Here is a 25,928-nt window from a genome sequence, read left to right as displayed (position 1 = left end):
GCCTCTGCATAAGGACCGCGCCGGCCGGGCAAGCCTTCCACCCGCACCACGATGATATCGTTGCCGCGCGGCCAACTGAGCACACAGCCAGCGCGGACCAGCGCCGATGCGCGGTCCACCACGCGGCCATCAATGCGCAATCGTCGGCTTTCACACAGGTCCTGGGCATCGGAACGGCTTGGCGACAGGCGCGCAAACCACAGATATTTGTCGAGCCGAAGCCCTGCCCCGAAGACCAAATGCTACCTGCCTTTCATGACGGCCAAAACAGCGAAGGGCGATGCGTCATTCCCTCTGGCCACGGAACGGGCATCGGACGAAAACTGCGAATCGGGCGGCACTGCGAGCCGGCGCTGGGCAGGCAACGATGCTGGGCGCCGCGGGCCAGCCCAGGCAAAATGCGGGGCGCCGTCCACCAGCCGCGGTCGATAGCCCAACGCCCGGAGCAGCCGTGCCAGGCCGTCCTGCGATAGGCCAAGGCTGGCCGCCCAATTGGGATCGGGCATGAACGGCACGCGGCCGTCCCGGCGCTCGTGAATGTGGCGCGCCAGCCGGTCTACCATGTCGATGCGCACGGCGATGGCATCCGCCCCATTGCCCACCCGCCAATAGCCAGCCACCAGCAATACATCGGCGGCGGTTTCGGCAGCGGCGGCCATGCTGACCCGGCCCGGCGCCGGCAGCGGCGGCAACCCAGCCAATTCGCCAGCCACCGCCCACAGCGCCAGCCGCCAGCGCGTTGCCTCGGGCCGCAGCAGCACGGGCACGAACACATGCAGCGGCCCAAAGCGCACGCCGCAGCGGGCCAGCGCCTGTCGATCGGTGCGCGACAGGCCGACCATCTGCTCGGCCACAGTTTCGCGCGGCAACACCCCCAGCGCCGCCACCAGCTGCACGATCAGCCCGCGCGCCGGCGGTGACACGTCGGCATGTCCAGCCGACAGACGCGCCAACGGCGCCAGTACCCGGCCGGCGGCATCTGCAACGAATGTCTCCAGTCGATCAGCCACACGGCGGCGATCATCGGGTGACAAGGCCGCGATGCTGCGATCAACCTCGATCCGCGGCAGCAGAGCATCACGGCCCTTGCGGAGCACCGCCACGCGCGCGCCGCGCCAGAGCAGCCGCGGCGGCAGGCCCGACTGCTCGCGGGCTTCGAAATCCAGCGCGAATTCGCCGTCGCCGGCCGCTGCCAGCTGCCGCGACCGCGCGGCCAGTTCACGCACAAGGTGGCGTTCGGCCGCTGCGAGCAACAAGCGCTGCTCCCCGGCGCGGGCCTGGGCATCGGCGGTAAACCGAAATCCCTCAAGATGCCCGATGGCTTCGCCGTCCACGGCAACTTCGCCGTCCGCATCGATTAGCACCGCCGCCGCAACGCCCTTGGCCTTCAGATCTTTCAGCAGCACCGCCGTGCGCCGATCGACAAACCGCTGCGTCAGCGCGCCGTGCAGCGCGTCTGACAGGCGGTTTTCCAGATCCCGGGTCCGCTCGGCCCATTCGGGCGGGTTTTCCAGCCAATCGGGACGGTGCGCCACATAGGTCCAGGTGCGCACCGCTGCGATCCGATCCGCAAGCGTCTCGACATCGCCGGTCACACGGTCCAGGTGCGCGATTTCGGCGGCAATCCAGGCTTCGGGCAGATGGCCCTTGCCCTCGGTCAGGTGGCGAAACACGCGCCCTGCAAGGCGTGTTTGCCCCTCCACGCCGGTTTTGCGGTAATCGGGCAGGCCGCAGGCTTGCCACAGCCGGTGCAGGCCGCGCTCACCCAGCAGCCGCGCCTGCGCCCGCTCCATAACCCAAGGCTCCCCAGCCAGACGCTTGAGCACGGCCAAATCAAGTGCATCATCGGCACGCACCAATTCGGGGCGCGGGCTGCGCGCTTCCATGGTGCTGACCAGCCGCGCCAGATTGGAAAAATCCAGATCGCTGTTGCGCCACACCAATTGCGACAACGGTTCAAAGCTGTGGGCCTCCAGCCCTTCGATTTCTTCGGGCGTGAAGCTGCAATGCGCTTCCGCGCCCAATTGCACCGTGCCAAAGCTGCCGTCTTTCTGGTGCCGGCCGGCCCGGCCGGCAATCTGCGCCATTTCCGCCAGCCGCAACCGGCGCTGGCGCTTGCCATCAAATTTGCCCAGCCCGGCAAAGGCAACATGCGCGATATCCATGTTGAGGCCCATGCCGATGGCATCCGTTGCGACCAGATAATCAACTTCGCCGGACTGGTACATCGCTACCTGCGCATTGCGGGTGCGCGGGCTGAGCGAGCCCATCACCACCGCTGCGCCGCCCTTTTGCCGGCGCAGCATCTCGGCAATCGAATAAACCTCGGCAGCCGTGAACGCGACAATCGCGGTGCGGCGCGGCAGCCGGGACAATTTCCTGGGGCCGGCATAGGCCAGGGTTGAGAAGCGCGGCCGCGTGATGATTTCTGCCTCCGGCACCAGCTTGCGCACCAGCGGCTTGATGGTTTCCGATCCCAAGATCATGGTTTCGGCATAGCCGCGCGCGTATAACAGCCGATCGGTGAACACATGGCCGCGTTCGGGATCGGCACCCATTTGCGCTTCATCGATGGCAACGAACGCCGCTTCCCGGTCCAGCGGCATCGATTCCATCGTGCACAAGAACCAGCGAGCCCCCGGCGGCACGATTTTTTCTTCGCCCGTGATCAATGCAACCTGGTGTGCACCCTTGGCGGCCACAACTTTTTCATAAACTTCGCGGGCGAGCAGGCGCAGCGGAAAGCCGATGATGCCGCTGGCATGGCCGCACAGTCGCTCCACCGCGAGATGGGTTTTGCCGGTGTTGGTCGGGCCAAGCACAGCGGTCACCTTGGCGTTGCCAGCGGCATGGCCGGCCCGGTTCAAGGAGGCACCGATCGAATTCACAGCGCAATGGTGGTGGCTGGCGGGGCAGCCGGCAAGTGGGTGTGGCGATAGCAGCACGCTTTGCGCCACACGGAAGCGTCAGGAGCAGCGGCGAGACCGCCCAGGCTCAGGCCCGGTTGCCACCAACTTGTCATGCCATCGTCGCTCGGTTGGACATGGCCAAGGATTCGCATATTGCCGATTCGCAGGCAAGTGACCGTTTGATGGCAACGAACTGTCGGCCTTGACAGGCTTTCGGACTGTTGTGGAATTGACACGCCGACTCGGCACCGGCAGATGATTTCGGTAAGTGAAGCGCCGCAAGGCGGGCCACAGCGAGGGGGCAACTTGTTCAATTCCGCGGCCCAGACAGTGGACAACGGCAATCTGGCCATGGCGTCTCGGCCCATGCCCGCCGCTCCAGCGGCGCCCCAGGCAACCAGCGCTCGGAAACAAGCCATCCGCCAGCGGTCCTTGAAGGTTATCAGCGGCGCAGCGGCATGGCTGCGGGCAGCGCGGGCTGGTGATTTGGGGCCGCCCGATTTCGATCTTGATCTTGGCACCGGCATGTTCAGCCGGGGGTGGTGGCCCAAGGCAGCCGCGTGCGCCCTGCTGGTTGCTGCCGCACTGTGGGCCGGCGGGCGGATCGAACCCATCCGCGAAGCCGTGCCGGTCAGCTTCACGCCCAGCCAGCGCGAAGACGCAGCGGTGTTTGCTATCGGCCCGCTGGCGGGCGGCGGCCAAACCGGCGGAATAGCGCGCGTTGATGCCCGCCAGATGCGCCCGCTCGCCGAAGCCCCCGAACGGCCGCGCGTCGAACGCAGCCTGACCATTGGCCGGCGCGGGCTGGCCGCGGCGCTGCGCAATGCCGGCGTTGGCAGCAGCGACGTGGCGGCGGTGGTGCAAATGCTGGCCGGGATCAATCCGGGCAGCGGCCGCGCCGAACTGGTGCTTGGCCGCCGCGAAACCCGGTCGGTGCCGCGTCCGTTGGAGCAATTGGCCTTGCGCGCCGCCTTTGATCTGAAGGTGGAAATCAGCCGGCGTGATGGTGAACTGGCGCTCAAACGCATTCCCATTGCCGTGGATCAAACGCCGCTGCGCGTGGAAGGCGTCGCTGGCCGCAGCTTGAACCGCACCTTGCGCAGCGCCGGCATCCCGAGCGGACAGGCCGCCGAGTTCGTCAAGCACATGCGTTACATCGTCGATTTTCAGCGCGGGCTCGGCAAGAGCGACCGGTTTGACATCATCATCGAACAGGACCGCGCCGAAACTGGCGAGGTGCGCCACGGCAAATTGCTGTTCGGCGCCTTGACCCGCAGAAACAAGTCGAAGGTGGAAATCGGCCTGTTCAAGGGCGATTATTACCAGGCCAACGGTGAAGGCGTCACGCGCGGCCTGATGCGCACGCCGGTGGACGGTGCGCGCATGACCAGCGGCTTTGGCATGCGCCTGCATCCGTTGCTGGGCTTTTCGCGCATGCATCAGGGGGTGGATTTCGGCGCCGGCACCGGCACGCCGATCATGGCAGCCGGCGGCGGCACGATCAGCTTTGCCGGCTGGCACGGCGGTCACGGCCAATATGTCATGGTGCGCCACAACAAGGATCTGGCCACAGCCTATGCCCACATGTCGCGCATCGCCGTAAAACCGGGCCAGAAGGTGCGCCAGGGCCAGATCATCGGACAGGTCGGTTCGACAGGCATGTCGACAGGGCCGCATCTTCATTACGAAGTGTGGTTGCGCGGCAGGCCAGCCAATCCGGTATCGCTGCGCTTTGTGGGCGGGGCGGAGTTGACCGGGCGCGATCTGAACGAATTCCAGCGCCAGATGAACCAGTGGCGCACCCTGCCCGAAAGCCGCCAGCCGATGCCGGCCGCGGCAGACTGACTTTTTTTCGCCATGCTCCGCTGTCATAGCAGGCTCATGCACCTGCGCCGCCTGCTGCCATTACTGCCGATCCTGCTGCTACCAGCAGCCGCGCCCACCCGCATGCCGACCCCGATGCGGCCGGTGGCGCCGGTAGTGGCGTTGGAATGGGGCGAGGAAGCCGCCCGCGACCGCGTGAACGAAGCGGCAGACGTGATGCGCATCGCCGGCATCAAGCGCGGCATGGCCGTGGCCGATATCGGCACAGGGGGCGGCTATTATGTGATGCGCGCCGCACCGCTGGTCGGGCCGCAGGGCCGGGTGTTTGCGCAGGATCTGTCATTGCGGGCGCTGGATGTCGTACGGCGGCGCGTGAAGGCTGCCGGGCTGGACAATGTGCGCTTTGTGCGTGGCGGCTCGGCCAATGCCCGCTTGCCGGCTGCCAGCGTGGATGTCGCGCTGATGGTTCACATGTATCACGAAATCGAACAGCCTTATCTGCTCCTTGATCGCCTGCGGCGGAGCTTGCGGCCGGGCGGGCGCATCGTGGTTGTCGATATGGATCAACCATCGGAACTGCACGGCATGCCCAAGACGTTGCTGATCTGCGAGGTAAAAGCCGTCGGGTACGAATTGGTCGGCATCTCCGATCTGGTTCAGGGCTATGCCGCCGTGTTCCGCCCCGGCTTGCGCCCCGATCCAGCCAGCGTGCGTGCATGCCGGGCATGATACCGCATTTTGCGCGCCGGGCCGGCGTGGCAGACGCTGCCGCATGACTGATAAGCCGCCTGCCGCTGTTTTGTTTTATGGCTTTGCCGGGTTGATTCCATTTCTGGCGCCGCCGCTGCTCACATTGCTATGGCCGGAGCAGCGCGGCCTGTTCGAACAGGCGCTGCTGTGGTGGGCGGCGATCATCTTGTCGTTTCTGGGCGGCGCGCGCTGGGGTGCGGCCGTTCAGGCACCGGCGCCCGATCCCCGGTTGATCGGGCTGACCATGGTGCCGAGCATCTTTGCGTTTGCAGCCTTGCTGGCACCAGTAGAGCTGTCCTTCCGCATGTTGCTGCTCATCACCGGCTTTTTGCTGGTGCTGATCTGGGATCGGCGCTCTGGCGGCCTGCCGGGCTGGTATGGCTGGCTGCGCGAACGCTTGACCGCTCTGGCCGCCGTGGGCCTGATCGGGCAATTGCTGGTCAGCTGACGCGGCTCAATTCGCGCTCCAACGCGCAAAGATCGCCGTTGGCAGCAACAACCCGCGCGTTTCTTCACGGATAGCCATGTCGCCAACCTCGATACTGCCGCCGCGCGGGCCAATCGCTTGCGCCAGCAGCGGGTGCAGCGCCAGCGCCGACATGCGGATGGCATAGACAGTCAGCACCATGAACCTTGCATCGTCAGCCAGCAATTGCCGTGCCAGATCAACCAGTTCGGGCAAATCACGCTCCAATTGCCAGATTTCGCCGTCCGGGCCGCGGCCATATTTGGGCGGATCGAACATCAGGCCGTGATATTTGCTGCCGCGCCGCACCTCTCGCCGCAGGAATTTCAGCGCATCATCGACAATCCAGCGCACCGGCGCCTCGGCCAAGCCCGACAGCGCTGCATTTTCGCGCGCGGCGGCCACGCTTTTCTTGCTGGCATCAACATGGGTAACGTGGGCACCGGCCCGCGCAGCCACCAGGCTGCCAACCCCTGTATAGCCAAACATGTTGAGCATGCGGTCGCCCGGGCGCAGCCGCGATTGCAACCAATCCCACTGCCCGCCCATATCCGGAAAGAACCCCAGATGCCGAAACGGGGTGTTGCTGGCCCAGAAATCAACGGGCCCATCCGCAGATGGCCGCGCCAAGGCCCAACGTTCGGGCACATTGCTGCTCAATTGCCAGCGGCCGCCGCCATCTTCGTCGCTGCCGCCAATGAATTCGCCATCGGCTTTCCATTCGGCCTCGGCGGGCGCCCACATCGCCTGCGGTTCGGGCCGGATGAAGCGGAACCGGCCGTAACGTTCCAGCTTGCGGCCATGGCCCGAATCAATCAGGCCATAGTCCGCCCATGGTTCGGTGATCAGGCTATTCAATTGGGTCATGCCGGCCGGAATCATGCGCGCTTGTGGCGGCCGATCTCGGCCCGGGCCGGCGTGTGCGCCAGCATGGCCGCACCGGCCGCCCGCGCTGCTTCAACGGTCACCGCTTCGATGCGGGCAATCACGTCGGCTGGCGGCAGAAAGCGGCGGTGCACCGCCAGGCTGCGCGCCAGATAATCCGCCACACCCTGCGGCGCCTCCAGCGCCATCAGCAATCCTGCCAGCGCCTGCGCGCGAGCGCGGTCAAGCTCCGCCTGCTCGAGGCCGGCGGCGGTTTCGTGCAGCACGTTGGTAATGAGTTCGCGCGCCGCGGCGGCCTGGCCCGGATCGGTGGCAGCGTGCACGCTCAACAGGCCGCCATCGGCATAAGGCTGCAACGCCGCCGAAACAGTGTAAGCCAGCCCGCGTTCTTCGCGGACCTGCTGAAACAGCCGTGAAGACATGCCGCCGCCAGCCGCCAGCGCAAACAGCAGCGCCGCATCCTGCGCCGAATCATGGTGGCCGGGTGCCGGCCACGCGGCCGTCAATTGCGCCTGCTCGATCCGGCGTTTGTCATGGCGTGAACTTGGCGCAAAGCGAGCAGCATCACCGGCTGGCGGCGTTGCTGTGGTGGCCGGGCCCGGAAACGCCAACTGCGCCAGCCCGCACAACACATCATGATCCAGCTTGCCGGCCGCCACCAGCGTCAACCGCTGCGGCGCATAATGCGCCGCCTGCCAAGCCAGCAGATCCTCCCGCGTGATCGCCGCAAGGCTGGCTTCGTCACCCAGCACCGAGCGGCCCAGCCCCTGATCGGGGTAGGCCGCCGCCTGCAATTGATCGAACACGATATCGTCCGGCGTATCACGCGATTCGCCGAGCTCTTGCAGCACAACCTCTTTTTCGCGAACAATGTCGCCATCATCAAACCTTGCAGCCGTGAGCAGATCGGCAATCAGATCAACCCCCAGCGGCAGATCACGCGCCAGCATCCGGGCATGGAACATGGTGGCGTCGCGGCTGGTCCACGCGTTTAACTGCGCGCCCACATCCTCCATCTGCTCGGCAATCGCCCGCGCGCTGCGGCGCTGGGTGCCTTTGAACACCATATGCTCGAACAAATGCGCAAGGCCGTTCAACCGTGGCGATTCAAAGCGGGAGCCGGTGTCGGCCGACAGCGCAACCGCCACGGTTTCAACACCGGGCAGCGCGCAACTGGCAATGGTCAGTCCATTGGCAAGGACAGTGAGTTTGGGCTGGATCATCGCGGTGTGGCGCGGGCAGCGATATAGGCTTCGATGGCTTGCAGCTGGGCCGGTGCGATATCGAAACGCTCCGGACGCGTCATCAAATCAGCCAGGCGGCTCGGCAGTGCCGGTGCAGCGCCGCACGCGGCCGCCACGGCTGCCGGGAATTTTGCCGGGTGCGCAGTTGCCAGCGTGACCATTGGCGCCGTGCCGGTGTCGCGACGAGCCGCCGCCAGCCCGATGGCGGTATGCGGATCAAGCACTTCCCCGCACTGCTGCTGCGCCCAACGCATGGTGTCCGCCATCTCGCCGGCATCGATTCGTGCCGATGCCATCAGCTGCTGCGCTGCAGCCAGATGCTCGGGCGGGATGATCATGCGCTTGGTCGCCTCAAAAGCGGCCATACGCTCTGCCATTGCGCCGCCATCGCGCCCGGCAAGATCAAACAACAGCCGCTCGAAATTGGACGACACCTGAATGTCCATAGACGGCGAATCGGTGGGCTGCACAGTGCCGGCGCTGTAATCGCCAACCGAAAGCGCGCGGTGCAGGATATCGTTTTCGTTGGTCGCCACCACCAGCCGCTCGATGGGCAGGCCCATTTGAGCCGCAACATAGCCGGCAAAGATATCGCCGAAATTGCCGGTGGGCACCGCATAGGCTATCGCCCGCTGCGGCCCACCGAGTGCCAGCGCCGACGTGAAATAGTAGACCACTTGAAACATCAAGCGCGCCCAGTTGATGCTGTTCACCGCCGCCAGCTGAAACCGTCCGGCAAAGGCGGCATCGTTAAACATCGCCTTCACCAGCGCCTGCGCGTCGTCAAAATTGCCTTCGATGGCGATATTGTGGATGTTGGGGGCCAACACGCTGGTCATCTGGCGGCGCTGCACCGGGCTGACGCGCTCATGAGGGTGTAGCATATACACCTCTACCCCGGCCCGCCCGGCCAGCGCGTCGATCGCTGCCGATCCAGTATCGCCCGATGTCGCGCCAATCACGGTCAGATGCTGGCCAGATGCCGCCAAAAAGCGTTCAAACACCAGGCCAAGTGCCTGCAGCGCGAAATCCTTGAAGGCCAGCGTCGGCCCGTGGAACAATTCGAGCAGCCAGTGGCGCTGATCCAGCTGCTTCAAGGGGGCCACGGCGGCGTGAGCAAAGCGGCCGTAGGCGGTGGTGAAGATTTCGCGCAGCGCTGCTTCATCCAGACAATCGCCGGTAAACGGCCGGCACACACGCACCGCCACTTCGGCATAGGACAGGCCGGCCATTGCAGCGATTTCGTCCTGTGTAAACTGCGGCCAGGTTTCGGGCACATACAGGCCGCCGTCACTGGCCAGGCCGGCCAGGGTTGCGCCTTGAAAATCGAGGATGGGCGCGCGCCCGCGCGTGCTGATGTACCGCATGATGATCCGTTATGCGCGCGGGCCGCTGCGCGCAACCATCTGCCGCCGCCGTAGCCAGAGCCCATAGATTGCCGCCAGCACCACCGCGAGGCCAAACCACTGGCCGGCATAGGCCAGATGATTGTCGGGCAGATCCTCCGGAACCGGCTGCTGCGGGCGCCCCAGCGGGGCCACCGACGTGTCCGGGATCAGCATGAAGCGCGGGCGACCGGGCGCGGCGCCATAGGGACGCTCGATCACCACGCCAGCAAATTCGTGATCAAGCTGGAGAATCATGTCCTTGGCATCAACCCGGCGCGTCCAGCCCGCGACGGCCACAATGTCAGGGGCAAGATCATTGGGACGGCAAGACACGAGCACAAAATAGCCGGACGTGCCCCCCGCCGAACTGCCCGGCCGCAAATCATAGGGTTTGCGCGGGCCGGCATGGCAGCCGATTTCGGCGCGGCGATACTGCACCGATGTGTCGCCCTGCATTGCGGCCAGGAATTCGCGCGGCGTGACCGGCGGCAGCGTGTTGGCAGCTTCGAGACGGGTAATGAGATCCTGCTTCCAGACGCGGCGTTCAAGCTGCCAGCGTCCTAGCCCGCAAAGCACCAGGACGCCGACAGCGGTGATCAGCGTGGGCAGGATCGGGATGCGGGTGTTCATGCCTCACCTTGGCCTGCATTTCCCCGAAATTCCAATGCGACTAGCAGTCCCTTGGCCGCGCGTTGCAGGGCCAAGGTCAGGGCAATGGTCAGCGGTGTCCACAGCAGCACATGCACCCACCACGGCGGTGCAAAATTGGCATCGGTGACCAGCGCGGCAACCATCACCACCCCGCCAACGATGAAGATCAAGAAAGCGGCTGCGCCATCTCCAACATTGAAGCGGCCATAGTCCAGCTCGCATGCCGTGCACCGCGGTGCGAATGTCAACATGCCGGCAAACAAACGCCCCCTCCCGCACCGGGGGCAACAGCCGTGCAGCGCCACCTGCGCCAGGCTGGGCATTGCGGCAGCGGGATCAGCCAAATTGGGACTGAACAATGGCAGCGCCGAATTTCGATCCCCATACGTAGATTGAGATGAACAAGAACAGCCACACTACATCCACGAAATGCCAATACCAGGCTGCCGCTTCAAAGCCGAAATGCTGCCGTGCCGTGAAATCGCCCCTGTAGGTGCGCGCCAAGCAAACCATCAGGAAGATGGTGCCAACAATGACGTGAAAACCATGAAAACCGGTAGCCATGTAGAAAGTTGCGCCGTAAACACTGTCCGCCAGGCCATACTCCGCATGATAATATTCATAGGCCTGCACAGCAGTAAAGATCAGGCCCAGCGCGATGGTGACCCACAGGCCCTGCTTCAGGCCCTTACGGTCATCATGAATCAACGCATGGTGGGCCCAAGTTACGGCAGTGCCAGACAGCAGCAGGATCAACGTGTTGAGAAGCGGAAACACGAACGGATCCAGCAGCTCTATGCCCTTTGGCGGCCAAGTGCCGGCGATGCCTTCGTGTGCTGAGGGATAAAGCGCAGCGTTGAAGTAGGCCCAGAACCATGCAACAAAGAACATGACCTCCGATGCAATGAACAGGATCATCCCATAGCGGTGGTGCAACTGCACCACTGGCGTGTGATCGCCAGTGTTGGCTTCATGGACGACATCTTTCCACCACAAATAGAACATGGCACTCACAGCGGCAAAGCCGGTCAGGAAGGTGGCCATGCCCCAACCAGTCTTGTGCATCCAACCGATGGCACCGGCCGCCAGCACCAACACTGCGAACGACATCATGAACGGCCGCGATGACGGGCTGAGAATATGGAAATCGTGGGTTTTGCTGCCCGCCATGGCTTGCACTCTATCCTGCTGTGATGCGCTTTGTCGCACCGCTTACCCCGTCCCGTGCTGGCTTGTCCACCGCATAGAAGGTGTAACTCAAGGTGATTTCATCAACCTTGCGTGCCACGGGGTCATCCATGATCGCTGGATCGATATAATAGCTGACCGGCATGTCGACTGTTTCGCCAGCTGCCAGCCGCTGCTCGGAAAAGCAGAAGCAATCGATCTTGATGAAATAGCGGCCCGCCACATCGGGTGACACATTGAACACCGCGCGGCCCACAACCGGCGTGCTGTTCAAATTGCTGGCGGTGTAGAATGCCAAGCGCTTTTGCCCGATCGGGATCGTCACTTCATTGAGCTTGGGCCGAAATTTCCAACCCAGGCCAGCACCGACATTGGCATCGAAACGGACCTTGATGCTGCGCCCGGCCACACTGGCCAATTGGCTGGCCGACGGCGCAGCGACGCCGACTTGCGTGGTGCCGCCAAACCCGGTGGTTTCACAAAATAGCCGATAAAGCGGCACGGCAGCATAAGCGAGGCCGACCATGGCCGCCGCCATCAATGCCGCCATCACCCCAACGCGGCGGTTGGCGCGATGCAGGCTGGCACTCATGACAATGGCTCTGCGGCGGGCACCGATGCAGGCGGCGATGGCGGCGGCGCAGCCGCCAGTTGATCAGCCATGCGCACCACGGTGATGCCAAAAAACAGCGCTACCAAGGCAAACAACAACACACCAAGCGCGCGATTGCGCGATACGCGCCGCGCATAAAAGGCAGCGCGTTCTGCTTCGCTCCAGCGTGCCGGGTCCGGAATGCCGCTCATGACAGCAGCAGCTTGTCAGCAACCAGCGCGCCGAAGAGAAAGGCGAGATAAAACAGGCTGAACTTGAACAGCTGCTTTTCAGCCAACATCTCCGCAGGCACTGACGCTGTGCAGCACCAGACCTTGCCAGCCATCCAAAGGAAGATGCCGCCAAGCGTGATCGCCGTGCCGCCATAAACCCAGCCTGCCATGCCCAACAGAGTGGGCATGATGGTGACGGGTACCAGCAAGAGCGAATAAATTACAATCTGCCGGCGGGTTTCCGGCAGGCCATGCGTGACCGGCAGCATCGGAACGCCGGCTTTGGCATAATCGGCTTCCATGAAGAGGGCGAGGGCCCAAAAATGCGGCGGTGTCCACAGAAAGATGATGGCGAACAAAATCCAGGCAAAAAGCGGCGTGTCGCCCGTTACGGCAGCCCAGCCGCAAATCACCGGGAACGCGCCGGCGGCGCCACCAATCACGATATTCTGCGGCGTTCTGCGCTTCAACCACGCCGTGTAGACCACCACATAGAATAAAATGGACACCGCGAGCCACAGCGCCGCCACCCAATTGAGCGCCAAACCGATCAACATGACCGAGCCGACAGCCAGGATGACCGCAAAGCTGAGCGCCTCGTCTGCGGCCAACCGACCAGCGGGCAACGGGCGCCCAGCCGTGCGCTTCATCAACGCATCGATATCGGCTTCATACCACTGGTTCAGGGCACCGGCCGCGCCGGCTGCCACTGCGATACACAGCACGGCGGTGAACGCGAGCATCGGATGCAGGCTACCGGGCGCAACGGCCATCGCGCAGGCCGCCGTGAAAATCACCAGCGTCATCACCCGGGGCTTAAGCAGCGCAAAATAATCGCGCCAATCGGCCAGCAGCGTCGCCGGGAAAACCGAGGGCAGAGTCGCTGACGCCTCCCCGTTGATGGCGTCAGCGTTTGCAGCGTTGTTCATTGGAAAATCCTGATCGAGGGCGGGCATGGCCCGCCCTCGAGGCCCATCACTTGATGACCGGCAATGTTTCAAACTGGTGGAACGGAGGCGGGCTGCTCAGCGTCCACTCGAGCGTGGTGGCACCTTCGCCCCAGTAATTATCCTCCACCTTCCGGCGCGACGCGAACGACACGACCAGATTGGCGAAGAAGAACAACATGCCCACCGCCATGATCAGATAACCAAACGAAGCAACCTGATTCCAGCCGGCATAGGCGTCAGTGTAATCCGGGATGCGGCGCGGCATGCCGTCCGAACCCAGGAAGTGCATCGGAAAGAACATCACGTTCACGCCGATGAAAAACACCCAGAAGTGCAGGCGGCCAAGGGTTTCATTGTATTGCTTGCCGAACATTTTGCCGAACCAGTAATACCAGGCGGCAAAGATGGCGAACACCGCACCGAGCGACAACACGTAGTGGAAGTGCGCTACGACATAATAGGTGTCGTGGAAATATGTGTCCACACCCGCATTGGACAGCAACACACCGGTGACGCCGCCAACCGTGAACATGAAGATGAAACCGATCGCCCACAGCATCGGTGTATCGAACTTGATCGAACCACCCCACATTGTCGCGATCCAGCTGAAAATCTTGATGCCAGTTGGTACCGCAATAATCATTGTGGCTGCGGTGAAATACATCTTGGTGTTGACATCGAGACCGGAGGTGAACATGTGATGCGCCCACACGACAAACCCGATGAAGCCAATGGCCACCATCGCATAGGCCATGCCAAGATAACCAAACACCGGCTTGCGGCTGAAGGTCGACACGACTTGGCTGACGATGCCGAAACCGGGCAAGATCAGAATGTATACTTCGGGGTGCCCGAAGAACCAGAACAGATGCTGATACAGCACCGGATCGCCGCCGCCGTCAGCCGTAAAAAAGTGCGTGCCGAAATTGCGATCGGTCAGCAGCATTGTGATGGCGCCCGCCAGAACAGGCAATGACAGCAGCAGCAGGAACGCAGTGACCAGCACCGACCAGACGAACAATGGCATCTTGTGCAAGGTCATACCAGGCGCGCGCATGTTAAGGATGGTCGTGATGAAGTTGATCGCACCCAGAATCGACGACGCGCCAGCGATGTGCAGCGACAGGATCGCCATGTCGACCGCTGGACCAGGGTGCCCGGCGGTCGAAAGCGGCGGATACATTGTCCAACCCGTGCCAGCCCCATTTGCGCCGGCAGGGCCCTCGACAAACATTGATCCGCACAGCAACAGAAACGAGGGTACCAGCAGCCAGAACGACACGTTGTTCATGCGCGGGAAGGCCATGTCTGGAGCGCCGATCATGATCGGCACAAACCAGTTTCCAAACCCGCCAATCATCGCAGGCATGACCGTGAAGAACACCATTATCAGCCCATGCGCGGTAATGAACACGTTCCACAATTGGTTGGCCTGATCGACATTGCCTTGTGTCATGAAGGTCAAATACTGAATGCCCGGTTGCGCCAATTCCAGGCGCATGATGCCGGAAATCGCGCCGCCAATGGTACCGGCGATGATCGCAAAGATCAGGTAAAGCGTGCCGATGTCCTTGTGGTTGGTCGAAAACAACCAACGCTGAACAAAGCTCAGCTGGTGATCATGGTGGGCGTCGTGGGCGCCCGCTGCGGCATAGGCCGGGTTCTGAGCCATTTCAGCGTCCTCTTTATTGATCAGGCGGCCGGCGCCGCAGCAGGCGCTGCGGCTTGGGCAGAAACAACTTCGGCAGCAACCGGCGTGACCGCAGGCGCTGCCGCAGCGACCTTCGGCTCGATGCCGTTCTCTTTTTGCTTGGCAGCAATCCACGCATCGAATTGCGCCCGAGGCAACACCTCGATGGCGATCGGCATGTAGGCGTGGCGCGAACCGCACAATTCGCTGCACTGGCCAAGATACAAGCCTGGCTTGTCCACTTTGAACCATGTTTCATTGATGCGGCCGGGCACGGCGTCCATCTTCACATAGAAAGACGGCATGGCGAAGCTGTGGATCACGTCGGCAGCTGTGGTGAGCACTTTTACCGTGGCGCCAGCCGGAACGACGAGGCGGTTATCAACGTCCAGCAAGCGGGGCGTGCCGCGCTTTGCCGTTTCTTCGCTGGTCAACATGACGCTGTCAAAGGTGAAACCACCCTGATCGGGATATTCATATTCCCAATACCATTGATGGCCAGTCGCCTTGATGGTGATATCCGCTTTGGGCGGGCTGTATTGATTGGCGAGCAACCGAAAGCTCGGCACAGCAATCACAAGCAAGATAAGCGCCGGCACAGCTGTCCAGATCACTTCGATGGTAGCGTTGTGGCTGGTTTTGGATGGCACCGGATTGGCGGCAGCGCGGTAGCGAAACACCGTCCACGCCAACAAGCCCAGCACAAAAATCGTAACGCCGACCATGACCGGATTTAGCACATAATCGATCATGGTGTTGGCTTCGATGCCGATGCTGGTCATCGGCGTTTGCAACTGCCAACCGCCGGTGGGTTGGCCCACCCCGGCAACAGGCGCAAGCAGCGCCGGAACGCCGGCCGGAACATCAGCAACCGCAACTGGCGGCACTGGCGCAGCAGCAACAGCGCTTTGGGCAGCGGCAAAGGCGGGAGCGATCATCGCCCCTGCGGATACGATCATGTTCACAATACGGCGCATGGTGCCTCTGGCTTTAAACGGGCGGAGTCCTCCGCCAAATCAGCCTGCGGTATGCCGCGCTGCATCACATTTCGCAAGCCGCAAACGCCCCGGCACAGTGCCGCATCAACCAGCCAGATCAGCAAAAACCGCTTGTTGCCGCGCCATTTGCGCTTGCACCGCCTGCACGACATCATCGCCCTGCAACATGCCCGCGTTCCACACAGCGACATATTCCAGCCCATCGGCAATGCTGTGATCGCGGCCGTGGTTGAGCACCTGCTTGATGCCGGTGATTGCCAGCGGCGATTTGCCAGCAATATCACGCGCCATCGCTTCGGCAGCCCCCATCGCAGCCTCATGGCTCTCCGCCACGCGATTGACAAAGCCCCACTGCGCAGCCTCGGCGGCCAGAAACCGCCGGCCCGTGTAGCAAAGCTCGCGAATCAATCCCTGAGGCAGCAAATGCGGGATGCGCTGCAAGGTGCCGACATCGGCAACAATGGCGATATTGATTTCCTGAATGACGAAAAATGCCTCTCTGGTGCAGATGCGGATATCGCAGGCCGTGACCAGATCGACGCCGCCGCCGATGCAGCCGCCCTGGCACACTGCAATCACCGGCACCCGGCAATTGTCGATGACATTGAAGCTTTCCTGCAATTCCTTGACGTGGCGGCGGAAGGCTTCGCGCTGGCGGCCGATGTCGGTGCTGCTGCTCGGCGCAGCGCCGCTGGTAGCCATTTTCAGATCGAGCCCGGCGGTGAAATGCTTGCCGGTGGATGCAATGATTACGCAGCGCACGGAGGCATCGGCATCGATGGCGCCAAACACCGCGATCATTTCCGGCCAGAACGCTTTGTTCATGGTGTTGAGTTCGGCGGGGCGATTGAGCGTCACCCGGGCGATGCCCTGCTCCACCCGGTAATCGATCGTCGTCAATTCCATTTCGGCCTCCCTCGGCGTATGGGAACGGCATGACCAAATTCACCGTAAACGGCAATCCTGTCGAATTTCTGATGCCCCCGGCTACCCCTTTGCTATGGGCACTGCGCGATGCCGCCGGCCTGACCGGCACCAAGTTCGGCTGCGGCGCTGGGCTGTGCGGGGCGTGCACCGTCCATGTCGATGGCAAGGCGACCCGATCCTGCCAGGTGACCATCGCCGATCTGGAAGGCACCTTTGTCACCACCATCGAAGGCCTGTCCGACAATCGCGACCATCCGCTGCAACAGGCCTGGATTGCTGCGCAGGTGCCGCAATGCGGTTACTGCCAATCCGGCATGATCATGGCCGCCGCCGCGCTGCTGAAGGACAAGCCCAAGCCCAGCGACGAGGATATCAACACCGCCGTCACCAACCTCTGCCGCTGCGGCACCTATAACCGCATCCGCAAGGCGATCCACTTGGCGGCCGGCGGAATCGAATCGGGCCTACGAGGGCCGGAAACGAGCACCGAGGATGCCGCCGCGCAGGTGCCTCGCTTGAAGCCATAAACTTCATTGCGGATTGTCAAACGCCGGCACAAACATATTTTCCGCAACCATGGTTATGGGATCCAGAGGCAAGCGGGTGCCGGCGCGATACTCGGCACCTGCGCTACCCCATTGGGCTGGAGTCGACGTGTCAGCGCCGTCGTAGGGCCATAGCGCCAGCGGCACGGTCACCTTGGGCGCGCTGGCATCGGTCCGACGCGTTAGCAGCTTGGGTCGTCCCGCCTGCCAGCCATATATCTCGCGCCGCTTCAGACTCACACCAAGGAACGGCGCATGGATATCATTTTGCCGCGCGGGCTGCTGCTGGTTGTAGATCAGCCGCGCGGTGCGCAGCGGCACCCTGTCGAACGCAGCACATTTATCAGGATCGATCAAGCTGAGGTGCGGGACATGAACGAGGTCCTTGACGCCGGCTGGCAGGGGGCAGCCGCGATCGTCGGACCACGGCACGAGGTGGATGCGCAAGTATTGGCGGTCAGGATCTGGCAACCCCCTCAGCGCCGGCCCGATGAGCACGGCTTGCGCCCGCCCGGTGATCAGAAAGCGCAGGCATTCATAACCGCAATACGCGTCGGCACCTGGCAAAGGCTCGTCTTCGCCTTGCAGCCAGGCAATGGCACCGCCAGTGTCGCCAATCGCAACCGGGTTGCCGCTGTCGCTGGCCACGGCTTCGCGCAAAGTCGCTTCAAGCTGGCGGTTCATGACGTTCGGGACGCCCACCGCCACCACCGCCATGCTTGCCCCGGCGGCATACAAACCCAGCCGCAACCGCCAGCGCAGCAACAGCCAGACGAGAAGCGCCGGGGTGAGATATAGCCACAGTGTCGGTGCGAAAAACGCCCCGAACCCGAATGGGATAGTGACGATCAAGGCGATCCACCACCAGAATACACCCCACGCGATAGCCGCCCATGCCGCCCCGGTGGTAATGCACCACAGCCAGATTAGCCGACGTTCCCAGCGCCGGAGCGGTGGACCGAGGTGCATGTTCAGAACGGATTGAGCGTGTAGCCGCGCTGTTGATAGACGGCGTGGGCGGTGATTGCCGATAGAGACATTTTCACGCCCGGCAGCAAATCGGCCTTGCTGATATTCTGGCCCATCGCGGTCTGCCCGCACAGATAGAATTCGACACCGGCACCGATCAGCTTGGCGATCGCGTCCATGCTGCCATTGGCCTTGCCGTCATTGCGCACCGCGTACACGTCGGGCTTGAGCAGATCGACCGCTCCAGCGCCGTGGAAGATCGCCACGATCTGCATATCCTTTTGCGGGACGCCGGCGGCGACATGCATGTTCAGCGTGCGTGCTGCCGTTTCAATCTGACGGCTGAGCGCGCCCGGGGTGGCCTTTGCCGAGATATCGAATGCGATCTTGAATTTGGCGCCCTTGGGCAGCGGCAGATCACTGTCCACGGGCGCGATCGGGCCGACATCAGGCAACACTGGCCCGGCGACAAAGCCAGTGCGGTTCTCGGCTGCCGCCGGCGCTGCCAAGAGCACCAAGGTCAACAGGGCAGCGCGCAGCATCGGGAGAGCCTCTCAGAACGGGTTAAGCGTATAGCCTTGCGCCTGCAAGATGGCATGAGCGCTGCTGGCAGAGATGGCCAGTTCCACGCCGGGAAGCAAGTCGGCTTTCTTGACCCCCATGGCATTGGCGGCCTGGCCGCACACCACGAACCGCACGCCCTTGGCCAGCATTTCTTCCACCATTGCCTGGCTGGCATTGGCGGCGCCGTTGTTGCGCACGCCATAGGTGGCTGCTTTGGTCAGCTCGTTGATCGCTGAACCGTGCACCACCACCGCCACGGCGACATCGCGCAGCGCCATGCCGTTGCCAACATGGCTGTTGATGAAGCGCGCAGCGGTTTCAAAACCCGGATTGCGCTTGCCAGGTGTCGCGCCAGTGACGTCATAGACATGGCGCAGCACCATGCCCTTGGGAATCGCCACGTCATGTTCAACGGGCGTGTGCGTGCCAAACCCCGTGAACACCGGACCATCGGTGGCCAGGACCGGGCTGGCCAGCATCACAGCAACAACCAAAAATGCACGAATCATGCGAACCGCTTCATGCCGGCGATAGCGCTTTCGGCTTCGGCAACCGTGCGGCGCACGATTTCGCCGGCGGGGAGGATTTCAGCAATGCCGCCGCCGCCCTGGCCTGCTGCCAGACATTGGGTTTCCGGAATCACATCAAGCACGCCGGCAATCGGCCCCAGCCGGTTCAACTGCACCGATTCCATCACCTGCGCCGCAAACGGCTTGGCCGTGCCATTGTCGAAATTACGGTTGCTGTCGTTGACGATGGCGCGCAGCGTCTTGCCGGTGAACACCTTGCTGATCATCGTGTCGCTTTCGCTCATCCCCACGATCGCGTCTTTATAGGCTTGGCCGGCGTGCGCTTCATGGCTGGCAATGAAGCGGGTGCCCATCCACACGCCCACGCAGCCAAAGGCCAGCGCGGCCGCCAGCCCGCGGCCATCATAAAGCCCGCCGGCCGCCACCACCGGGATATCCACGGCGTCAACGCATTGCGGCCATAGCGCCACGCTGGCCACACTGCCGGTGTGGCCACCCGCTTCGGTGCCTTGTGCAATCACGACATCGCAGCCGGCTTCGGCAGCCTTGATGGCATGCTTCACATTGCCGGCCATGCACATCACGACGATACCGGCCTGTTTCAGTTCGGTGATGATGGCAATCGGCACGCCTAGGCCTGCGATAAAGGCCTTGGCGCCGCCCTTGATGATAACATCAACACTGGCGGTGAGCGTTTCCGGCTGCGCTGTAAGCAGATCGACGCCGAATGGCTTGTCGGTCAGGTCTTTCACGCGGGCCATCTGATCAGCGATGAATTTGGGCGGCAGCCCGGCCATGCCCAGCGAACCAAAGCCGCCAGCAGCCGACACCGCCGCACACACCTCGGCATAGGCAACGCCGCCCATGCCGGCCAAAAGCACCGGATGCTCGATACCGAGCATGTCACAAATAGGGGTATGAAGCGCCATTATTCAGCCGCCTGCGCTTCGCCAAAGCCGATGATGGCCTTGATTTCGAGGAAATCGGCAAAGCCATGGTCGCCCCATTCGCGACCATTGCCCGATTGCTTGTAGCCGCCAAATGGCGCCATCAGATCAAAGCCGGCCTGGTTGATATTGACCTGGCCAGCCCGCAACTGGCGCGCCACCTGGCGGGCATGTTCGGGTTCACCCTGCACATAGGCGGCAAGGCCGTAGACTGTATCGTTGCCAATCGCGATCGCCTGCTCCTCGCTGTCATAGGACAGCATGGCCAATACTGGCCCAAAGATTTCCTCGCGCGCAATTGTCATGTCGCTGGTCACATCGGCAAAGATCGTCGGCTTTACATAGTAGCCGCTGTCCAGCCCTTCCGGCCGGCCGGGACCGCCGGCCACCAGCGTCGCACCTTCGGCAATGCCTGTCTCGATCAGGCCCTGAATCTTGTTCCACTGGGTTTCGCTCACCACCGGGCCCATGGCGCTGTTGCCATTGGGATCACCCACGGTGGTGGCTTCGGCAGCTTGCTTGGCGATGGCGGCGGCTTCGGCCATCTTTTCGCGCGGCACCAGCATGCGGGTGGGCGCGTTGCAGCTCTGGCCCGAGTTCATCATCACGCTCTGCACGCCGCCGGTCACCGCCTTCACGAGATCGGCATCAGGCAGCACGATGTTGGGCGATTTGCCGCCCAGTTCCTGCGCAACACGCTTGACGGTGTCGGCCGCATTCTTGGCCACGGCGATGCCGGCGCGCGTTGAGCCCGTGAAGCTCACCATGTCGACATCGGGATGGCCGGACAGCGCCGCGCCAACACCCAGGCCATCGCCATTGACCAGATTGAACACACCAGCCGGCACGCCGGCAGCGGCGAGAATTTCCGTCCAGATATAGGCGCTGAATGGCGCAATTTCTGACGGCTTGAGTACCATGGTGCAGCCCACGGCCAGCGCCGGCGCCACTTTGCAGGCGATCTGGTTGATCGGCCAATTCCACGGCGTGATGAAGGCGCACACACCGATCGGCTCCTTGGTGATCAGCGTGGTGCCCTTCAGCTCATCAAACTTGTAGTTTTTCAGCACTTCGATGGCGGTGCCGATATGGCCGATGCCCAGCGCCGCCTGCGCTTGATTCGACAGCCAGGCCGGCGCACCCATCTCCTCGGTGATTGCAGCAGCCATGTCGTTGTAGCGCTTCTGATACTCGCCAGCGATGGCGCCAAGCAACTCGATCCGCTCCTTGACGCTGGTGCGGCTGAACGCCGGGAACGCGGCCTTTGCAGCGGCCACGGCGCGGTCAACATCGGCGGCACTGCCCAGATTGATGCGGCCAGCCACCGCTTCGGTGGCAGGGTTGATCACGTCGATCGGGTTGGGGGCGGCGGGCTCAACCCATTGGCCGCCGATGTAGAATTTCGTATAATCGCGCATGGTGCATCCTCCCCAGGATCAAACAACTACTCTGCTATAGCACGCCGACGGTGCGATTGCGCGCCCGGGCATTTTGAGGGGTGCGCGCTATTTCGCAGGCATCAGCATCACGGCAGCAGCCGTCATGCTGTCCACCCCGGTTGCAATCGTCGGCGCAGGATCGGGAGCCCAGCCGCTGTTGTGCAACGAGGGGATGACCGGCCCGCCGCTTTGGGCTGCGTCCCACTTGGCCTGCGCCACCGCTCCCAGCCAATAGATCACCGAAGGCACCTTGGCCTCCAGTCCAAAATACTGAAAATCCTCCGACGCCATCGATGGATCGAGATCGATCACCCTTGCCTTGCCCAATTTGGCCTGAAACTGCGCTTTCAGCCGCAAGGCCAGCGGCGTGTCGTTCAGGGTGGGCACGCCGATGCGGCCGCCGGTGATCACCGGCATCAGGGCCTCGGGCAGGCCGGCAACGATCGCTTCGCCGCGCGCCACCCGGGCAATGCCATCGAGCAGATGCTTTTGTTGCACCGAATCATAGCTGCGGATGGTCAATTGCAGGGTGACATCATCGGGGATGATATTGTGTTTGGCCCCTCCGTGGATGCTGCCCACGGTGATCACGGCGGGCTGGAACGGATTATTCTCGCGACTCACCAGCGTTTGCAGCGCCATGACGATGCGGCTGGCCAGTACCACCGGATCCTTGGTGTCGGCCGGATAAGCACCGTGACCGCCAACGCCGCGCACCACAATATCGAGGCTGCTGCTGATCGAGAGCGCGCGGTCTGGCGGCACGCTGACGGTTCCGGCCGGGATACTGGCGCTGTCGTGCAGGGCCAGCGCGAAATCCGGTTTGGGAAAGCGTGTCAACAGGCCATCGTCAAGCATGGCTCGCGCACCGCCCAAGCCTTCTTCGGCAGGCTGCCCGATCATCACGACGGTGCCGCGCCAGGCCTTGCGGTTTTCGGCCAGCCAGCGCGCCGTGCCCACCCACACGGCCATGTGAATATCGTGGCCGCAGGCGTGCATCACCGGCATCATCGGGCCAGCGCCGTAACTGCCCATCGCTGTGCTGGCATAGGGCAGCCCGGTGGTTTCCTTCACTGGCAGCCCGTCCATATCTGCGCGGATCAGCACAGTTGGGCCCTTGCCGTTCTTCAGCACCGCCACCACGCCGGTGCGGCCAACCTTTTCGGTGACGTCAAAACCAGCGGCGCGCGCTTCGCTGGCCAGGATCGCAGCGGAGCGCACCTCCTGAAAGCTCAGCTCGGGATGGGTGTGCAAATCCCTGTAAAGGGTCACCAGATCGACTGGGGCTGCAAGCGTTGACGTTGCTGCCAACGCCGCGATCAGGCCGCATATGCCGATAAACCATCCCATGTCAGTTTTGTTCCAACCAAAATCATCAACCAATGGATGATGGCATAAAAGCGCGGGCCATCAAACCGCCGCACCAGTTTCGTGCCGGCCCAGGTCGCCAGTATTGCCGCCGGCATCAACAGCAGCGCCAGCCACAAATTGGCCGGCGTAAACGCGCCCAGCGCCCAATAGGCCGGCACCTTCAGCCAGTTGATGACGGCAAAAAATACGCTGCTGGTGCCGATGAAGACATCGCGCGGCAGCCCGCGCGGCAGCACGTGCATCTGAAACGGCGGCCCGCCGGCATGGGCGATCTGGCTGGTAAAGCCCGCCGCGGCGCCGGCCGCCACGCCCTCCCAGGCGGCGCCAATGCGCGCCGCCACGCCGCGCCGGTGCGCAGCGATGCGCTGCACCCCAAACGCCATGGCGATCACACCCACCGCCAGCTCCACCATCGCCACCGGCACATAGCGCGCCAGCGCCCAGCCCGCCGCAATGCCGATGCAGGCAGAAGGCACCATCACCCGCAGCAGGCCGGAATCGCGGTGCGCCCCAAAGGCCCGCACCGAGAAAACATCCTGCACCAGCAAGATCGGCAGCAGAATCGCAGCGGCCGTCACCGGGCTCATGCCCAGCGCCATGACCGGCACACCCAGCACGCCCAACCCGGCAAAACCGCCTTTGGCCAGGCCGAACAGCACGACCCCGATCAGCGCCGTAACCCAGAAACCGGCATCCTGCGCCGTCAACGCTGCCAGCAACTCGGGCGGCATTCAGTCTTGGCGCAATTCGATCAGCACCAGCCGCGCGCCCCAGCGCGGCCAGGGCAGCGCCAGCCGCCAGTGCCCGGGCGCGACCATGTCCAGCACGCCGAGCTGATCACGGTCATTGTCCTCGCCATAACGCAGGCGACCCATTTCACCGCCAAGTGCTACACTGCCCAGAAAGATCAGCCGATCGACATCCGGGTAGAGCTTGCCAAAAAAATGTTGCGGCCCCGGCGCGGTTTCCAGTTGCAACAGCGGGCCAGCTGCCACCAATCGGCAATCCGACCACACGCTGGCCTGTACCGGCGGCGCTGTGCGCGGCGTGCTTTGCTGCCAGCCCAACCGAATGATGCGGCATTGATAATTGCCGGCCACCGGCATCTGCACCGGCGGCGGCGGCTCGGTCTGCTCGCCAAGTTCAGCGGTATCGGCCGCAGCTGGCACCACCGGGCCCAATGCGGCCAGCGCCGCATCGGCGCCTGCGCCGGCAATATCGGCGCGGGCCTGTTCCCACGCATCGGGCAGACGCGCCAACCGGCCGCGATCCTGATCCTGGATCACCGCCTGCCAGACATCGGCTTGCCGAACGACGGAAAACGGGCGGAACTCATCCGATTTGCTGCAACCAACCATCACCGCCAGACAACCAAGGCCCAGCATCAGCCGCCCTGCGATCACTAACTTGGCCATCACTGGCCCAGCATGCCGCGCACGAAACTGGCCAGGCCCAGCTGGCGCTTGCGGCGCAACCGCTCGGCCATCAGGATCGAACGGATTTCGCTCAGGCAGGTTTCGGCGTCATCGTTAACGAGAATATAATCATATTCGCCCCAATGGCTGATTTCGTCGCGGGCGCGGGCCATGCGATCGGCAATCACATCGGGATGGTCGGTGTTGCGCGTGGTTAGCCGACGGTTCAGTTCGGCCAGGTTTGGCGGCAGGATGAACACGCGCACCAGATCAGACGCCGCATCGGTCTGCTGCAGCTGCTGGGTGCCCTGCCAATCGATATCGAAAAGCACATCGCGCCCGGCGGCCAGCGCGGTTTCCACTTGCGCGCGCGGGGTGCCATAGCGATTGCCAAACACCGTCGCCCATTCCAGCAGCGCATTGCCCGCCACCATTGCCTGGAATTGATCGGCGCCGACAAAATAATAATCCACGCCGTCCACCTCGCCGGGGCGCGGGCGCCTGGTGGTTGCCGAAACACTCATGGTGATCTGGCTGTCCTCCGCCAGCAGCGCGCGCGACAAGGTGGTTTTGCCGGCACCAGAGGGCGATGACAGCACAAACATCAGGCCGCGCCGCAGCGGCGACTGGGCCGGCGCGTCACTGCGCTCAAAGGCCGTCACTTGCGGCGGAACCGATCGAGCGTCACCACATTGCTGCCCACTGCCGCATCGGGATCGGCGGGGCCGGTGGGCGGCGGCGATTCGGGTTCGGGCGGAGTGGCATCCGGCGGCGGCAGCTCACCGTCCTTGGCAGCAAATTGCAGCGCAAAATTCACCGCCGGGTCCACAAAGCCCACCACGGCATCATAGGGTATCACCAGCTTGGCCGGCATCTGGTTGAACGACAGCCCGATGGCAAAATGCTCGGCCTCTACCTCAAGATCCCAATAACGATGCTGCACCACAATCGTCATTTCATCAGGGTAGCGCGCCAGCAGATGCGCCGGGATCGACACGCCGGGCGCGCGCGTGCGAAACGCGATGTAGAAATGATGCCCGCCCGGCAAGCCGCCAGCCTCCAGGATCCGGCGCATTACGCGGCCAACCACACTGCGCAGGGCATCCTGCACGATGTCGTCGTAGGGGATAAGGCTGTCGGGCGTTGTTTCGGTCACGGCGGCAGGCCTTGATTGGAGTCGGGGATTTGATACGGGAACTGGGGACCGGCGTTGCACGCTGGCGCCCGCGCCCGGCACCCTGTTCACGGCCATCCGATTGGCGCGGGCAGCGTCGCAGGTCAAGGGCAGAAGGCGCAACAGGACAAGCGTGCCGGCCCCCAAAGTTGCGTGAGAGCCAGCGGGCCGTGATCGCGCAAATCGGTGAGGGGGTTCTGTTGCCCGGCCCGCCAAATCATTGGTGGGTCGGGGGGCCGTGATCGCGCAAATCGGTGAGGGGGTTCTGTTGCCCGGCCC

At 63.2% G+C, this 25,928-nt stretch carries 28 protein-coding genes; 4 read left to right on the top strand and 24 right to left on the bottom strand.

Annotated elements, in window-relative coordinates:
- Both ABWP50_RS00480 and ABWP50_RS00475 read right to left on the bottom strand, forming a co-directional pair.
- A partial coding sequence (locus ABWP50_RS00480) for a S4 domain-containing protein (protein WP_353216017.1) occupies nucleotides 1-239 on the bottom strand: 239 nt, incomplete at its 3' end.
- 3 nt (nucleotides 240-242) lie between these two features.
- Nucleotides 243-2,888, bottom strand: coding sequence for a helicase-related protein (locus ABWP50_RS00475; RefSeq protein WP_353216016.1), 2,646 nt, complete (start codon nucleotides 2,886-2,888; stop codon nucleotides 243-245).
- A 453-nt stretch (nucleotides 2,889-3,341) separates the two neighbouring features.
- Here ABWP50_RS00475 and ABWP50_RS00470 point away from each other — a divergent pair, with 453 nt between their 5' ends.
- From ABWP50_RS00470 to ABWP50_RS00460, 3 genes are read left to right on the top strand one after another with little or no spacing between them, the layout of a single operon-like run.
- Nucleotides 3,342-4,754, top strand: coding sequence for a peptidoglycan DD-metalloendopeptidase family protein (locus ABWP50_RS00470; RefSeq protein WP_353216015.1), 1,413 nt, complete (start codon nucleotides 3,342-3,344; stop codon nucleotides 4,752-4,754).
- 36 nt (nucleotides 4,755-4,790) lie between these two features.
- Nucleotides 4,791-5,462 carry a class I SAM-dependent methyltransferase gene (locus tag ABWP50_RS00465; protein WP_353216014.1) on the top strand — a complete coding sequence of 224 codons (672 nt, stop codon included), beginning with the start codon at nucleotides 4,791-4,793 and terminating at the stop codon, nucleotides 5,460-5,462.
- A 43-nt stretch (nucleotides 5,463-5,505) separates the two neighbouring features.
- Nucleotides 5,506-5,931, top strand: coding sequence for a DUF3429 domain-containing protein (locus tag ABWP50_RS00460; RefSeq protein WP_353216013.1), 426 nt, complete (start codon nucleotides 5,506-5,508; stop codon nucleotides 5,929-5,931).
- Nucleotides 5,932-5,937: 6 nt separating this feature from the next.
- Here the strand turns inward: ABWP50_RS00460 and ABWP50_RS00455 are convergent, their stop codons facing one another.
- The 12 genes from ABWP50_RS00455 to ABWP50_RS00400 all read right to left on the bottom strand — a co-directional run bounded on the left by ABWP50_RS00455 (nucleotide 5,938) and on the right by ABWP50_RS00400 (nucleotide 16,674).
- Nucleotides 5,938-6,816, bottom strand: coding sequence for a class I SAM-dependent rRNA methyltransferase (locus tag ABWP50_RS00455; RefSeq protein ID WP_353216012.1), 879 nt, complete (start codon nucleotides 6,814-6,816; stop codon nucleotides 5,938-5,940).
- 11 nt (nucleotides 6,817-6,827) lie between these two features.
- Nucleotides 6,828-8,057 carry a M16 family metallopeptidase gene (locus tag ABWP50_RS00450; RefSeq protein WP_353216011.1) on the bottom strand — a complete coding sequence of 410 codons (1,230 nt, stop codon included), beginning with the start codon at nucleotides 8,055-8,057 and terminating at the stop codon, nucleotides 6,828-6,830.
- Nucleotides 8,054-9,445, bottom strand: coding sequence for a threonine synthase (gene thrC, locus ABWP50_RS00445; RefSeq protein WP_353216010.1), 1,392 nt, complete (start codon nucleotides 9,443-9,445; stop codon nucleotides 8,054-8,056). The genes ABWP50_RS00450 and thrC overlap by 4 nt, the downstream gene beginning before the upstream one ends.
- A gap of 9 nt (nucleotides 9,446-9,454) precedes the next feature.
- Nucleotides 9,455-10,096 carry an SURF1 family protein gene (locus ABWP50_RS00440; RefSeq protein ID WP_353216009.1) on the bottom strand — a complete coding sequence of 214 codons (642 nt, stop codon included), beginning with the start codon at nucleotides 10,094-10,096 and terminating at the stop codon, nucleotides 9,455-9,457.
- Nucleotides 10,093-10,368 (bottom strand): DUF983 domain-containing protein, encoded by a 276-nt coding sequence (locus tag ABWP50_RS00435; protein WP_353216008.1) that lies wholly within the window; start codon nucleotides 10,366-10,368, stop codon nucleotides 10,093-10,095. The genes ABWP50_RS00440 and ABWP50_RS00435 overlap by 4 nt, the downstream gene beginning before the upstream one ends.
- Nucleotides 10,369-10,453: 85 nt before the next feature.
- Nucleotides 10,454-11,287 carry a cytochrome c oxidase subunit 3 gene (locus tag ABWP50_RS00430; protein ID WP_353216007.1) on the bottom strand — a complete coding sequence of 278 codons (834 nt, stop codon included), beginning with the start codon at nucleotides 11,285-11,287 and terminating at the stop codon, nucleotides 10,454-10,456.
- 10 nt (nucleotides 11,288-11,297) lie between these two features.
- Nucleotides 11,298-11,897: a cytochrome c oxidase assembly protein gene (locus ABWP50_RS00425; RefSeq protein ID WP_353216006.1), complete on the bottom strand. Its 600-nt coding sequence runs from the start codon at nucleotides 11,895-11,897 to the stop codon at nucleotides 11,298-11,300.
- Nucleotides 11,894-12,109 carry a cytochrome c oxidase system small membrane protein gene (locus ABWP50_RS00420; protein ID WP_353216005.1) on the bottom strand — a complete coding sequence of 72 codons (216 nt, stop codon included), beginning with the start codon at nucleotides 12,107-12,109 and terminating at the stop codon, nucleotides 11,894-11,896. Before ABWP50_RS00420 ends, ABWP50_RS00425 begins: the two co-directional genes overlap by 4 nt.
- Nucleotides 12,106-13,059, bottom strand: a complete 954-nt coding sequence (locus ABWP50_RS00415; RefSeq protein WP_353216004.1) for a heme o synthase — start codon at nucleotides 13,057-13,059, stop codon at nucleotides 12,106-12,108. The genes ABWP50_RS00420 and ABWP50_RS00415 overlap by 4 nt, the downstream gene beginning before the upstream one ends.
- Before the next feature lie 46 nt (nucleotides 13,060-13,105).
- On the bottom strand, nucleotides 13,106-14,752 hold the full coding sequence (gene ctaD / locus ABWP50_RS00410; RefSeq protein WP_353216031.1) for a cytochrome c oxidase subunit I: 1,647 nt from the start codon (nucleotides 14,750-14,752) through the stop codon (nucleotides 13,106-13,108).
- A 20-nt stretch (nucleotides 14,753-14,772) separates the two neighbouring features.
- Nucleotides 14,773-15,747, bottom strand: a complete 975-nt coding sequence (gene coxB / locus ABWP50_RS00405) for a cytochrome c oxidase subunit II (RefSeq protein ID WP_353216003.1) — start codon at nucleotides 15,745-15,747, stop codon at nucleotides 14,773-14,775.
- Between the two features lie 105 nt (nucleotides 15,748-15,852).
- Nucleotides 15,853-16,674, bottom strand: a complete 822-nt coding sequence (locus tag ABWP50_RS00400; protein ID WP_353216002.1) for a crotonase/enoyl-CoA hydratase family protein — start codon at nucleotides 16,672-16,674, stop codon at nucleotides 15,853-15,855.
- 29 nt (nucleotides 16,675-16,703) lie between these two features.
- On the opposite strand from ABWP50_RS00400, the gene ABWP50_RS00395 reads away from it, so the two are divergent.
- On the top strand, nucleotides 16,704-17,222 hold the full coding sequence (locus tag ABWP50_RS00395) for a (2Fe-2S)-binding protein (protein ID WP_353216001.1): 519 nt from the start codon (nucleotides 16,704-16,706) through the stop codon (nucleotides 17,220-17,222).
- A 3-nt stretch (nucleotides 17,223-17,225) separates the two neighbouring features.
- Here the strand turns inward: ABWP50_RS00395 and ABWP50_RS00390 are convergent, their stop codons facing one another.
- The 10 genes from ABWP50_RS00390 to ABWP50_RS00345 all read right to left on the bottom strand — a co-directional run bounded on the left by ABWP50_RS00390 (nucleotide 17,226) and on the right by ABWP50_RS00345 (nucleotide 25,631).
- The gene (locus ABWP50_RS00390) at nucleotides 17,226-17,957 is read right to left on the bottom strand and encodes a hypothetical protein (RefSeq protein WP_353216000.1); all 732 of its coding nucleotides are present in this window, start codon (nucleotides 17,955-17,957) and stop codon (nucleotides 17,226-17,228) included.
- Nucleotides 17,958-18,211: 254 nt separating this feature from the next.
- A complete protein-coding gene (locus ABWP50_RS00385; RefSeq protein WP_353215999.1) occupies nucleotides 18,212-18,751 on the bottom strand; it encodes a DsrE family protein in 540 nt (179 codons plus the stop codon).
- Between the two features lie 12 nt (nucleotides 18,752-18,763).
- Entirely contained in the window at nucleotides 18,764-19,282 is a 519-nt protein-coding gene (locus ABWP50_RS00380) for a DsrE family protein (protein WP_353215998.1), read from the bottom strand.
- Nucleotides 19,279-20,232: an NAD(P)H-dependent flavin oxidoreductase gene (locus ABWP50_RS00375; protein WP_353215997.1), complete on the bottom strand. Its 954-nt coding sequence runs from the start codon at nucleotides 20,230-20,232 to the stop codon at nucleotides 19,279-19,281. The genes ABWP50_RS00380 and ABWP50_RS00375 overlap by 4 nt, the downstream gene beginning before the upstream one ends.
- The gene (locus tag ABWP50_RS00370; protein WP_353215996.1) at nucleotides 20,232-21,668 is read right to left on the bottom strand and encodes an aldehyde dehydrogenase family protein; all 1,437 of its coding nucleotides are present in this window, start codon (nucleotides 21,666-21,668) and stop codon (nucleotides 20,232-20,234) included. Before ABWP50_RS00370 ends, ABWP50_RS00375 begins: the two co-directional genes overlap by 1 nt.
- Before the next feature lie 87 nt (nucleotides 21,669-21,755).
- Nucleotides 21,756-22,961: an amidohydrolase gene (locus tag ABWP50_RS00365; RefSeq protein ID WP_353215995.1), complete on the bottom strand. Its 1,206-nt coding sequence runs from the start codon at nucleotides 22,959-22,961 to the stop codon at nucleotides 21,756-21,758.
- A gap of 47 nt (nucleotides 22,962-23,008) precedes the next feature.
- Nucleotides 23,009-23,791 (bottom strand): sulfite exporter TauE/SafE family protein, encoded by a 783-nt coding sequence (locus tag ABWP50_RS00360; RefSeq protein ID WP_353215994.1) that lies wholly within the window; start codon nucleotides 23,789-23,791, stop codon nucleotides 23,009-23,011.
- On the bottom strand, nucleotides 23,792-24,475 hold the full coding sequence (locus ABWP50_RS00355; RefSeq protein ID WP_353215993.1) for a DUF4893 domain-containing protein: 684 nt from the start codon (nucleotides 24,473-24,475) through the stop codon (nucleotides 23,792-23,794).
- Nucleotides 24,475-25,080, bottom strand: a complete 606-nt coding sequence (gmk, locus tag ABWP50_RS00350) for a guanylate kinase (RefSeq protein ID WP_353215992.1) — start codon at nucleotides 25,078-25,080, stop codon at nucleotides 24,475-24,477. Before gmk ends, ABWP50_RS00355 begins: the two co-directional genes overlap by 1 nt.
- Nucleotides 25,081-25,133: 53 nt before the next feature.
- On the bottom strand, nucleotides 25,134-25,631 hold the full coding sequence (locus ABWP50_RS00345; RefSeq protein ID WP_353215991.1) for an SspB family protein: 498 nt from the start codon (nucleotides 25,629-25,631) through the stop codon (nucleotides 25,134-25,136).
- Nucleotides 25,632-25,928: the final 297 nt, after the last annotated feature.

The sequence above is a fragment of the Sandarakinorhabdus sp. genome (genome assembly GCF_040398645.1).
Classification (GTDB): domain Bacteria; phylum Pseudomonadota; class Alphaproteobacteria; order Sphingomonadales; family Sphingomonadaceae; genus Sandarakinorhabdus.
Note: the sequence above shows the minus strand (reverse complement) of the source record. Positions and strands in the feature narration are given on the sequence as shown.